Raw genomic sequence first — 11,886 nt, forward strand, 5'->3', positions numbered from 1 at the left:
CGGCCGCGGCCGGGACGGCCATCAGTACGGTGCGGCGGGGGTTGGCCGTCTGCAGGGGAAGCTCGACCGAGTGCTCCGGCCGCTCCGGCGTCCGCAGGGCATCGGCGTCCTCGAGGTGCGCCAGCGTCGTGCGTCGCGGGTTGGCTATGTTGCGGAACATCATCGTCGTCTTCACCGTTTTGCTCGACCTTGTCGTCCTGGGCGCCGGTCGGGGTCAAAGAGCCCCACATAGGCGCGGGTTGTCGGATTCGCCATCCCTGTAAAGCGTCAGGCTAAACATTCAATTCCCGGGCGATGCCGTGAAGACGCCATGATCGCTGTGTGAGTTTGCTCACTCATCGAGGGACAAACCGGTCAATCACGACCCTCAATCCTGGCCGACCAAACGGACATTGCTCCACTGAACCAGTCATTCCGCTCCTGATCATCGCGACTGGGACAGGGTATATAGGCCAACGGCTCGTAGGCATAAGCCCGGTATGTACGAGATCCCCTTGCACGCCTCGTGACGCGACCCTCACATGCTGTCACGGAGGTCACAGCCTGGTACTCGGGCCTTGTTGGAGATCCTGCACTGTGCTGGAATTCCTCGGACCGCCGCGGAATCACGATCCGACGCGCAGGGGCGCAACGCAGCGCCGAGTGGCGGCGGGATAGGGGGAACCTGCGCCGGTCACTCAGACCACATATGGGATGCGCATCTGCGCCTCTCGTACAACGCCGACACCGTCCCGCCGTTCCAGCGGAGGGGCGCCTGGTCCAGAGGTTGCGACGCTAGTGCAGGGACGTTTCAAGAGGGATGGCAGCGCTTCGGCGGAGCCGGAGCCGCGCGGCGGGACCGACCGCGGTTCCTCGCCCCAGCACGCCCAGAACCCGGGACCGGCAGAGGTCGGCGGCAGCGGTGAACACTCCGCTCGCGCCGGCGCGAAGCCCAAGGCTCCCGCCACCACGACGGCCGGCACGCCGAAGAGCACGCCACCGGGCCCCGGCTCGCGCGTAGCCCTGCGGAACTGGCGCATCTCGACGCGACTGGTCTCGCTGCTCGCGCTCCCCGTGGTCGCAGCGACCTCGCTGGGTGCGCTCCGCATCAACGAGTCGATGGACAACATCCAGCAGCTCGACAACATGCGGCTGCTGACCGAGATGACCAAGCAGGCCACCGAGCTCGCCGCCGCGCTCCAGAAGGAGCGCGACGAGACGGCCGGTCCGCTGGCACACGGTGCCCTGGCCAACGACTACACCGTCAAGGGCGTGCGCGACGCCACCGACGTCGCGAGGACGCACTTCCTCCAAGGCACGCAGCAGGTCGACAACGCCACGGCCAAGGGCCAGTTGTCCGGTGTGCACGACAGCCTCGTCGGTGTCGTGCACGAGCTGTACAACCTCAACCAGATCCGCAGCGACGCCTACAACGACCCCCAGAACTCGACCCAGACGGTGGACGCGTACCACCGCCTGGTCAATGAGCTCCTCGCGCTCTCGCAGGACATGGCCGAGGCGACCAGCAACCCGGAGATGATCCAGCGCACCCGTGCGCTGGCGTCCTTCTCCGCCGCCAAGGAGTACGCCTCCGTCCAGCGCGCCGTCATCGCCGCCGCGCTTCCCGAGCGCCCGACGGTCTTCGGAACGCTCTCCAAGAACGACCAGCAGTACGCGCTCTCCGCGCAGCAGAGCCAGGAGTCCGAGAACGAGAGCTTCAAGAACATCTACGGCTCGGGCAGCACGGACCTGCTCCTGCCGATCGAGGGCGACAACCCGACGATCAAGTCCGCCGACCAGTACGCCAAGCGCGTATTGAGTAACCAGGACGGTCTGAAGACTCAGAACAAGCGCTCGTACAAGGACTGGGTCGACGACGACTCCGCCAAGATCGATCAGATGACGAAGATCGAGACCACGCTGCTCGGCGAGATGGAGCAGAAGGCCCGTGAGCTGCGCAACCAGTCCCAGAGCGAAGCGATCGTCTCCGGTGTACTGATCCTGCTCGTCCTCGGTGTCTCGCTCGTCGGCGCCTTCGTGGTGGCCCGCTCCATGATCCGCTCGCTGCGCCGCCTCCAGGACACCGCGACCCGGGTCGCCCAGAACCGACTGCCCGAGCTGGTCAAGCAGCTCTCGGAGTCGGACCCGCAGGACGTCGACACCTCCGTCGAGTCGGTCGGTGTGCACTCCCGGGACGAGATCGGCCAGGTGGCCGCGGCCTTCGACGACGTGCACCGCGAGGCCGTCCGCCTCGCCGCCGAGCAGGCCCTTCTGCGAGGCAACGTCAACGCGATGTTCACCAACCTCTCGCGCCGTTCCCAGGGTCTTATCCAGCGTCAGCTCTCGCTCATATCCGAGCTGGAGTCCCGCGAGGCCGACCCCGACCAGCTCTCCTCGCTGTTCAAGCTCGACCACCTCGCGACCCGCATGCGCCGTAACGGTGAAAACCTTCTCGTTCTCGCCGGTGAAGAGCCCGGTCGCCGCTGGACCCGTCCGGTCCCGCTGGTCGACGTGCTCCGCGCCGCCGCCTCCGAGGTGGAGCAGTACGAGCGCATCGAACTCGCCTCGGTCCCGACCACCGAGGTCGCCGGCCGGGTCGTCAACGACCTCGTCCACCTGCTCGCGGAACTGCTGGAGAACGCCACGTCGTTCTCCTCCCCGCAGACCAAGGTCAAGGTCACCGGTCACGCCCTGCCCGACGGCCGCGTGCTGATCGAGATCCACGACACCGGTATCGGTCTGTCCCCCGAGGACCTGGCCGCGATCAACGAGCGGCTCGCCGCTCCGCCCACGGTGGACGTCTCCGTGTCCCGCCGCATGGGTCTGTTCGTGGTCGGTCGTCTGTCGCAGCGTCACGGCATCCGCATCCAGCTGCGTCCGTCCGACTCCGGTGGTACGACCGCGCTGGTCATGCTTCCGGTGGACGTCGCGCAGGGCGGCAAGAAGCCCATGCCGAACAAGCCGGGCCAGGGTGCCTCCGGCGGCGGCCCCGCGGCGGCGCAGGCTTCGGCCGGTCTGGCCGCGGCCCGTCAGACGAACGGCTCGCTCGGTGCCGGAGCCCCCGCCGCTCCCGGTGGACCCCTCGGGGCCCCGCCGCAGCGCGGACAGGTCGGCGCCGGCCAGGGTCCGCGGGCCGCACTGCCCGGAAGCAACCAGGGCGGTCGCCCGGGTGCTCCCGGCGGAGCGCGTGGTCCGCAGGGTCAGGGTGGCGGTCAGCAGGGCAGGCAGGCTCCGGCCGGTGTGAACGCCTTCGGCCAGAGCCCGCAGGGCTACCAGGCCGGGAACGGCACGCCGCAGCAGGGCTTCGGCGGCGGATCGGGTTCCCCGAACGCCTCCGGCGGCCAGCAGAACTCGTTCGGCAACGGATCCGGCGCCGGTCAGAACGCCTTCGGCGACAACAACCCCGCGCCCGCCGCCCCCGCCGCGCCTGCGCAGGCACCGGCCGGCGGCAAGGGCAGCCGTCGCCGTCCGCAGCTTCCGGGACGCGGTGGCGCTCGTGCCGAGCTGCCCGGTGGCAACACGGGTTCCCGCACGCCGAGCTGGAGCGACGACAACGCGCAGCCGCCGGTTCCGCGTACGTCTCTCGACACCCCGCGTGGTCACGAGGACCCCGACGCCACTTCGCGCATGCCGCGGATCGACGATCGCCAGGGCCCCGCCTCCACCGCGGAGTTCGCCCGTCCCGACTTCGACGCCCCGCGCCCCGGCGCGAGCGCGCCGCAGAACAACGGCCAGAGCAACGGCCAGTACGGCTACGGCAACCAGTCCTCCGTCGGCCAGAACCCGGCCGGCACGGGGCAGTACGCCGCCCAGGGCTACGGTGCCTCCCAGGACCCGTCGTCCACCGGCCAGTTCGCCCAGCCGGGCTACGCGGCTTCCCAGGACCCCTCGTCCACCGGGCAGTTCGCGACGCCCGGTTACGGCAACGGGCAGGGCTCGTCGTCCACCGGCCAGTACCAGCGGCCTGCCACCCCCCAGCCGCCCGTCCGTCAGGAGCCCGAGGCGCTTCCGCCGGCCTCGAGCCCCGGCGACGGCCGTACCCCGCTGTTCGACACGCTGGAGACCAACTGGTTCCACGGTCAGGCGAACGGCTCGGACGGCGCTCCCACCCACGGCGCCCCCGTCAACGGCACCCCCCAGAACAACGGTTCCCAGGGATTCACGCAGGTTGCCCCCCAACAGCCTCAGACTCCCCCGGCTCCGCAGCGACCGGCCGCCGCACCGGCCGCTACCACGTGGCGCAGCTCTCCGAACGACGATCTCGTCAAGCAGGCTGAGCGCGCCCGTAAACCGTCGGCAGGCGGGGTCACCACCTCAGGCCTGCCGCGCCGAGTCCCGCGAGCCAACCTCGTCGCGGGCACGGCACAGCAGCAAACGCACCAAAGCGGTCCGCAGGTCTCTCGTGCGCCCGATGACGTACGAGGCCGGCTCACCAATCTCCGTAGGGGCATTCAGCAAGGTCGACAGGCCGCTCCCAACGGCCAGACCGGCAGCTTCCCCAGCCCCACTCACCAGCAGGAGCGTTAGTTGAGCCCGATGAGCCAGGCGGCACAGAACCTCAACTGGTTGATCACCAACTTTGTGGACAACACCCCCGGGGTGTCCCACACCGTCGTCGTGTCCGCCGACGGACTCCTTCTGGCAATGTCCGAAGGCTTCCCCCGCGACCGCGCGGACCAACTGGCGGCCGTCGCCTCCGGACTCACCTCGCTGACTGCCGGGGCCTCCCGGATCTTCGAAGGTGGGGCTGTGGCCCAGACGGTCGTGGAGATGGAGCGCGGTTTCCTCTTCCTGATGTCGGTTTCGGACGGATCGTCCCTCGCGGTCCTCTCCCACCCGGATTGCGACATCGGCCTCGTCGGCTACGAGATGGCACTGCTCGTCGATCGTGCGGGCGCCGTCCTCACGCCGGACCTGCGTGCCGAACTACAAGGCAGTCTGCTTCACTGACCGCCGCCGGATCCAGACACCGCACGAAATCACCGTCCGGCCGCCACAATCCCCCCACCGGCCCCAACAGACGGCACGACTGACCGACTTGCTGTCCCGCCCGGAGGATTCATGACCCCGCCCACCGCTTCTCATGATCCGTACGCTGACCCGTACGGGGACGAGGGCGACCAGCCGCTGGTACGTCCGTACGCGATGACCGGCGGCCGGACCCGGCCGCGGTACCAACTCGCCATAGAGGCTCTGATCAGCACCACGGCCGATCCGAGCCAGCTGATGGGACTGCTCCCCGAACACCAGCGCATCTGCCACCTGTGCCGGGAAGTGAAGTCGGTGGCCGAGGTGTCGGCCCTCCTGTCCATGCCCCTCGGTGTGGCCAGGATCCTCGTCGCGGACCTCGCGGAGGCCGGACTCGTCGCCATTCACCAGCCTGGCGGCGATGAGAACAACGGCGGCGTGCCGGCCGTGACACTGCTCGAAAGGGTGCTCAGTGGACTTCGCAAGCTCTGACGGAGGCCGGGCGACCACCTCCGCGAAGATCGTCGTAGCGGGTGGCTTCGGTGTCGGCAAAACCACGTTCGTGGGTGCCGTTTCCGAGATCAACCCGCTGCGCACCGAGGCCGTCATGACCTCCGCTTCGGCGGGGATCGACGACCTCACCCACACCGGGGACAAGACCACCACCACGGTGGCCATGGACTTCGGCCGTATCACCCTCGACCAGGACCTGATCCTGTACCTCTTCGGTACGCCGGGCCAGGACCGCTTCTGGTTCATGTGGGACGACCTCGTCCGCGGCGCCATCGGCGCCGTGGTCCTGGTGGACACCCGGCGTCTCGCCGACTGCTTCCCCGCGGTCGACTACTTCGAGAACAGCGGCCTGCCGTTCGTCATCGCCCTCAACGGCTTCGACGGCAACCAGCCGTACCAGCCCGAGGAAGTACGCGAGGCTCTCCAGATCGGCCCGGACGCCCCGATCATCACGACGGACGCCCGCCACCGCGCGGACGCCAAGTCGGCGCTGATCACGCTGGTCGAGCACGCCCTCATGGCCCGGCTGCGGTAGCAGTCAAGTAGACGACTCCATATGGAAGTTGTCGTAGACGCATTGGAGCCGACTGTGTCGTTTGACACGGTCGGCCACAGTGTTCATAACGTTTCGACAGAGAATTTCACCGGCCCCGACACGCATCGCGGTCGCCCGGTGCCACTGCGCTCATGAAAGCCCCGCCTTTTGGCGGGGCTCGCTCTTTATGACCGTTTTATCTGTGGTCAGCACCACTCGGAATCATCGATTCCGAGTGTTTGGAAGGGCGCCTCTTGACGTGCTGGAATGCGCTGAACTGCCCAGTAGTCAAGGGCGCTGGTAGATACCGCGGCACAACGTAGGTGCCGACGCCGAGAGGTTGTTGGTCGAGTGAGGCGAAGCATGAACGGTCCCGAGCCGTCGGCACGGGGCAACTTCACCCCGCCGCCGCGCGGAGCGGCGCCCGCACAAATGCCCGGCCCGGAGCCCACCCCGGCACCCGCGCCGAGCGGGAGTCGTTTCTCCCCCCGCAACTGGCGCGTGCCGACCAGGCTGAACGCGATCCTGCTCATACCCGTGGTGGTCGGCCTGGTCATGGGCGGCTTCCAGGTGAAGAGCTCGATCGACACCTGGCAGGAGGCCCAGGACGCCGAGAAGACGGCGCGCCTGGTGCAGGCGGCACTGAACTACGGCGACAAGCTGTTCGTCGAGCGTGACCTGAGCGCCTACCCGCTGCTGAGCGGCGCCGGCCAGAAGGACCCCACGGTCGTCAAGGTCCGCAAGCAGACGGACCTGGCCGCCGACGCGTTCGACCAGGCCGCCCAGAACATGCCCAAGACACCGGGCCTGGAGCGCCGCCTCGCCGTCTTCCGCAATGTCGAGCCCGGTCTCGAGCTGCTGCGGAAGGCCGCGTACACCACCAAGCTTCCCGGTGTGAAGACCGAAGAGGGCTACCTCCAGATCCAGCACCCGCTGATGGAGTTCGCCAACGAGCTCGGTCTGGGCACCGGAAACATCACCAGCTACGGCCGTACGGTCTACGCGATCTCGCTGTCCAAGGCCGCGCTGTCGCTGGAGCGGTCCATCGGCATGCACATGCTGATCAAGCCGGGTCCCGGTCTGAGCAGCCTCGCCAGCCAGCGCGTCGCCCTCTCCTCGTACGCCTACCTCGAAGGCATCGCGGTCGAGGAGTACATCGGTGGTGGCACCGAGGCCGACGCGAGCAAGCTCGAAGCGGCCCAGGCGGCGATCAAGTCGGACCTGACGGCGAAGGCGCGGGAAGCCGCGTCCGCCGACCCGAACTACGTGAAGCCGCCGTCGAACCCGATCGCCATGGTCACGGAACTGGCGAAGCTCCCGTCCCCGCTGGAGAGCGACCGCGCCACGCTGGCCGCGGGTGGCGTCACCGCGCAGAACTGGATGGCGGTCAACACCGCCAAGTACAACGCGTACCGCCAGATCGAGTCGGACCTCTCCGACAAGGCGGTGGCCGAGGCCGCGGACATCTCCGACACGGCCAAGACCGACGCCTTCATCACCGGCGCCATCGTCGTGATCGCCCTGCTCGCCGCATTCATCCTGGCCGGCATGGTGGCCCGCCAGATGAGCCGTGCGATGCGCCAGCTGCGCAACGCGGCCTTCAATGTCGCCGAGCAGCGCCTGCCGATGCTGGTCGACCAGCTCTCGCGCACCGACCCCGGCCGGGTCGACACCCGCGTGCAGCCGATCCCGATCACCACCACGGACGAGATCGGCGAAGTCGCCCGCGCCTTCGACCAGGTCCACCGCGAGGCCGTACGACTGGCCGCCGAGCAGGCCCTCCTGCGAGGCAACATCAACGCGATCTTCACGAACCTCTCGCGCCGCAACCAGTCGCTGATCGAGGGCCAGCTGACCCTGATCACCGGCCTGGAGAACAACGAGGCCGACCCGGACCAGCTGGAGAACCTCTTCCGCCTGGACCACCTCGCGACCCGTATGCGCCGCAACGGCGAGAACCTCCTGGTCCTCGCCGGTGAGGAGCCGGGCCGCCGCTGGGACCAGCCTGTCCCGCTGGTCGACGTGCTGCGCGCCGCCTCCTCCGAGGTGGAGCAGTACGAGCGCATCGAGCTCTCCGGCGTCCCGGAGGCCGAGATCCACGGCCGCGCCGTGACCGACCTCGTGCACCTGCTCGCCGAGCTCCTGGAGAACGCGACCACGTTCTCCTCCCCCCAGACCAAGGTCCGCGTCACCGCGACCCGTCTGCCCGACGGCCGCATCATGGTCGAGATCCACGACAAGGGCATCGGCCTCACCGCCGAGGACTTCGCGGACATCAACCACAAGCTGGCCAACCCGCCGACCGTGGACGCCGCGATCTCGCAGCGCATGGGTCTGTTCGTGGTCGGCCGGCTGTCCGACCGCCACGGCATCCGCGTCCAGCTGCGCCCCTCGGGCGAGCAGGCCGGTACCACCTCGCTGGTCATGCTCCCCGACGCCATCACCCACGGTGGCGGCGGCGAGCACCAGCCGATGCGCGACGAGTTCACCGTGTCCCAGATCATTCCCGAGCAGCAGTCGTTCCAGGGCGAGAGCTTCGGAGTCCAGCAGCAGCAGCAGAAGCCCGTACTGACCGCCGCGGACCTCGGTTTCGACGACAGCCGCTACGAGGTCCCGGACGACGCGCGCGATCTGGACCCCGTGGGCCGCTCCCTGATGCGCGAGGAGCGCCGTGCGGCCCTGGAGGCCCAGGCGCAGGGCGCGGAGGCCGTCGAGGGCCCCCAGGGCTACACCGACGGCTTCGACGCCCAGCCCGCCTACGACAACGGGCAGCCGTCCTTCAACGGCGGCGCCCCGGCGTTCGACGGCGCTCAGGGCGTGCACGAGGAGCAGCAGACCACGTACGACCAACAGACGTCGTACGAGGAACCGCAGCAGGCCGCGTACGACGAGGCGTACTTCCCGTCCAACGGCGGCTACCCTGAACCCTCCTACACGGAGCCGGTCCAGCAGGAGCACGCGGGAATGGGCGGCGCCGCCCCGGAGACGCTGGCGGGCTTCGGTGAGCCGACCTACCAGGACGACTGGCCGCAGCAGAACACGTACCAGGACGCGTATCAGGGCGGGTATCGGCCCGACTACGCTCCGGAAGCGGAATCTCCGCAGGTCGCCGACGCGGCCCAGCAGGACAGCGTAGGCTTCAATCGTCCGGGTCCGGCCCCCTCGACCGCCCACACGATGACCGACGCGGGACTGCCCCGTCGCGGAGCCGCAGCCGCCGGCAACGGCCGGCGACCCGCGGAACCGGCGAGGGAGCAGGCGGCGCCCGCTTCCTCCGGGAACACGGGCGACGACTGGCGATCGTCCAACGACGATCGGTGGCAGCGCGCCGAGCAGCTCAAGAAGCCCAAGGCGGGCGGGGTCACCTCGTCCGGTCTGCCGCGGCGGGTGCCCAAGGCCAACCTGGTCGAGGGAACCGCGGAATCGACCCCCCAGGGCGGCCCCCAGGTCTCCCGCGCTCCTGAGGACGTCCGGGGCAGGCTGAGCAACCTGCGTCGCGGCGTGGAGCGGGGACGCAGTGCAGGTAGTGAGACGAACGGTCAGGGCCTCGGTCCTGACAGCACCTACAACCAGGAGCGTTAGTGTGAGCCCGATGAGCCAGGCGGCACAGAACCTGAACTGGTTGATCACCAACTTCGTGGACAACACCCCCGGGGTGTCCCACACAGTGGTGGTCTCCGCCGACGGACTCCTTCTGGCTATGTCCGAAGGCTTTCCCCGCGACCGCGCCGACCAGTTGGCGGCCGTCGCGTCCGGTCTGACCTCATTGACCGCGGGTGCTTCCCGTATCTTCGAGGGCGGCCATGTGAACCAGACAGTTGTGGAGATGGAGCGAGGATTCCTCTTCCTCATGTCCGTTTCGGACGGTTCTTCACTCGCAGTACTCGCACACCCTGAGGCGGACATCGGTCTCATTGGGTACGAGATGGCCCTTCTGGTGGACCGTGCGGGCACGGTCCTCACTCCGGATCTTCGTGCGGAGCTCCAGGGCAGCCTTCTCAACTAATAGACAGACGGTGCGAATTGGCGTCCCGGGGCCGTAAGGTTTCGGGACGCGGTCCCACACGTTGGGTGCCCGGCACAGTCGGAGGAGGAGAGAGAGTGGTAACACCCCCAGGCGGTTCGTCTTCGGGCAATTGGTCGTACGGCCCCGGCCAGGGGCAGGGCGGCCAGGGTGACGGTTCGCAGAACCCGAACCCGTACAACTTTCCCTCCGCACCCAGCCAGCGACGGCAGCAGTACCCGCCTCAGGGTCCGCAGGGTCCCGGGCCGTCTCCGTACGACCAGCCGTCGGCACCGCGTATCCAGCCCGTGCAGCCGCAGCGACGCTCACCCGAGCCGTCGCCCGCCGGGTCGGCGAGCAATCCCCTGGTGCGTCCCTACGCCATGACGGGTGGCCGCACCAGGCCCCGCTACCAGCTCGCCATCGAGGCACTGGTGCACACCACCGCGCAGCCGCACCAGATGCAGGGCCAGTTGCCCGAGCATCAGCGCATCTGCAACCTCTGCCGGGAGATCAAGTCGGTGGCCGAAATCTCGGCCTTGCTGACCATCCCTCTCGGTGTAGCCAGGATCCTCGTCGCCGACTTGGCGGAAGCGGGCCTGGTCGCCATTCATCAGCCGGGCGGCGACGAGAGCGCCGGCGGCCAGCCAGCCGTGACATTGCTCGAAAGGGTGCTCAGTGGACTTCGCAAGCTCTAGCGGAGGGCCTTCCCGCTCCACCACGTCCGCGAAGATCGTGGTGGCGGGCGGCTTCGGCGTGGGCAAGACCACGTTCGTCGGCGCCGTCTCGGAGATCAACCCGCTGCGCACCGAGGCCGTCATGACGTCCGCCTCGGCGGGCATCGACGACCTCACGCACACCGGCGACAAGAAGACGACGACCGTCGCCATGGACTTCGGCCGTATCACCCTCGACCAGGACCTGATCCTGTACCTCTTCGGTACGCCGGGCCAGGACCGCTTCTGGTTCATGTGGGACGACCTCGTCCGCGGCGCCATCGGCGCGATCGTCCTGGTGGACACCCGGCGTCTCGCCGACTGCTTCCCCGCGGTCGACTACTTCGAGAACAGCGGCCTGCCGTTCGTCATCGCCCTCAACGGCTTCGACGGCAACCAGCCGTACCAGCCCGAGGAAGTACGCGAGGCTCTCCAGATCGGCCCGGACGCCCCGATCATCACGACGGACGCCCGCCACCGCGCGGACGCCAAGTCGGCGCTGATCACGCTGGTCGAGCACGCCCTCATGGCGCGCCTTCGCTAGCACCTCCGCTTCCGCGACAACGGCCCCTGCTTCTCCACCCGGAGAAGCAGGGGCCGTTGTTCGTTGCCTGACACCTGGCGCCTGACACCTGATACCTGTCGCCTGTCGCCTGTCGCCTGTCGCCCCCATGGTTCGGGGCGCCCCAGGGCCCGAGTGCACCCACCCGGTACGCATCGGCGGCGTCCGGGTCGAACTCCTGCCCTGTACAGCCCCGTTGGGCGCAGATGTGGCCGGGGGTAGCCCGACGGCCCGCCGGGGAGCTCCCTGCCGGCCCTGGAGGGCGCCGGCGGCCTCTCCCGGACACACCACAGCCCCGCCCTCCATCGGGAGGACGGGGCTGTCGGCTTCAGACCCTCAGTGCCAGCTGTGCGGTGCCCGGAAACCGGGCTCCCGCTCCAGGCGGCGCCAGCCTGCCTTCCGGTGGGCGCGGTGGGCAGGAGCGGCATCAGTGGGAGCGGCGGCGGCACGGGCCAGGAGGATCGCCGTGATGGCGGCGACTTCCTCGGGCTCGGCGTGGCCCTTCTCGACGCGGATGTCAGCGTTGCTCATAGGTTTCAGTCTCCATGAGAGAGGTTTCCGCGGCGGTACCGCGGAGAATCCGCAGGGTTACTGCGGGGGGTTGCCGTGC

9 protein-coding genes are annotated in these 11,886 nt (G+C 68.8%); 8 read left to right on the plus strand and 1 reads right to left on the minus strand.

Annotated elements, in window-relative coordinates; all coding sequences use genetic code 11:
- Window positions 1–777: 777 nt before the first annotated feature.
- The 8 genes from N4G66_RS44140 (at window position 778) to N4G66_RS44175 (ending at window position 11,258) form a co-directional block, all read left to right on the plus strand.
- Complete coding sequence (locus N4G66_RS44140) at window positions 778–4,506, plus strand: sensor histidine kinase (RefSeq protein ID WP_261709975.1); 3,729 nt, start codon at window positions 778–780, stop codon at window positions 4,504–4,506.
- 9 nt (window positions 4,507–4,515) lie between these two features.
- Window positions 4,516–4,929 (plus strand): roadblock/LC7 domain-containing protein, encoded by a 414-nt coding sequence (locus N4G66_RS44145; RefSeq protein WP_261709982.1) that lies wholly within the window; start codon window positions 4,516–4,518, stop codon window positions 4,927–4,929.
- Between the two features lie 111 nt (window positions 4,930–5,040).
- Window positions 5,041–5,439 carry a DUF742 domain-containing protein gene (locus N4G66_RS44150; RefSeq protein WP_261709976.1) on the plus strand — a complete coding sequence of 133 codons (399 nt, stop codon included), beginning with the start codon at window positions 5,041–5,043 and terminating at the stop codon, window positions 5,437–5,439.
- Window positions 5,420–5,995 carry a GTP-binding protein gene (locus N4G66_RS44155; protein WP_261709977.1) on the plus strand — a complete coding sequence of 192 codons (576 nt, stop codon included), beginning with the start codon at window positions 5,420–5,422 and terminating at the stop codon, window positions 5,993–5,995. Before N4G66_RS44150 ends, N4G66_RS44155 begins: the two co-directional genes overlap by 20 nt.
- Before the next feature lie 351 nt (window positions 5,996–6,346).
- The gene (locus N4G66_RS44160) at window positions 6,347–9,577 is read left to right on the plus strand and encodes a sensor histidine kinase (protein WP_261709978.1); all 3,231 of its coding nucleotides are present in this window, start codon (window positions 6,347–6,349) and stop codon (window positions 9,575–9,577) included.
- A gap of 10 nt (window positions 9,578–9,587) precedes the next feature.
- The gene (locus tag N4G66_RS44165; RefSeq protein ID WP_261709979.1) at window positions 9,588–10,001 is read left to right on the plus strand and encodes a roadblock/LC7 domain-containing protein; all 414 of its coding nucleotides are present in this window, start codon (window positions 9,588–9,590) and stop codon (window positions 9,999–10,001) included.
- Between the two features lie 95 nt (window positions 10,002–10,096).
- Window positions 10,097–10,696: a DUF742 domain-containing protein gene (locus N4G66_RS44170; protein ID WP_261709980.1), complete on the plus strand. Its 600-nt coding sequence runs from the start codon at window positions 10,097–10,099 to the stop codon at window positions 10,694–10,696.
- Window positions 10,677–11,258: a GTP-binding protein gene (locus N4G66_RS44175; protein ID WP_151472110.1), complete on the plus strand. Its 582-nt coding sequence runs from the start codon at window positions 10,677–10,679 to the stop codon at window positions 11,256–11,258. The genes N4G66_RS44170 and N4G66_RS44175 overlap by 20 nt, the downstream gene beginning before the upstream one ends.
- 354 nt (window positions 11,259–11,612) lie before the next feature.
- On the opposite strand, the gene N4G66_RS44180 is transcribed toward N4G66_RS44175, so the two are convergent.
- Complete coding sequence (locus N4G66_RS44180) at window positions 11,613–11,807, minus strand: acyl-CoA carboxylase subunit epsilon (protein WP_261709981.1); 195 nt, start codon at window positions 11,805–11,807, stop codon at window positions 11,613–11,615.
- Window positions 11,808–11,886 lie beyond the last annotated feature (79 nt).

The sequence above is a fragment of the Streptomyces rhizosphaerihabitans genome, assembly GCF_025399795.1.
Taxonomy (GTDB): domain Bacteria; phylum Actinomycetota; class Actinomycetes; order Streptomycetales; family Streptomycetaceae; genus Streptomyces; species Streptomyces rhizosphaerihabitans.

Excerpts from the sequence above, each read along its gene's own strand:
- N4G66_RS44165 (WP_261709979.1), top strand. The coding sequence starts at position 9,588 with ATGAGCCAGGCGGCACAGAACCTGAACTGGTTGATCACCAACTTCGTG.
- N4G66_RS44150 (WP_261709976.1), top strand. The coding sequence starts at position 5,041 with ATGACCCCGCCCACCGCTTCTCATGATCCGTACGCTGACCCGTACGGG.
- N4G66_RS44145 (WP_261709982.1), top strand. The coding sequence starts at position 4,516 with ATGAGCCAGGCGGCACAGAACCTCAACTGGTTGATCACCAACTTTGTG.
- N4G66_RS44180 (WP_261709981.1), bottom strand. The coding sequence starts at position 11,807 with ATGAGCAACGCTGACATCCGCGTCGAGAAGGGCCACGCCGAGCCCGAG.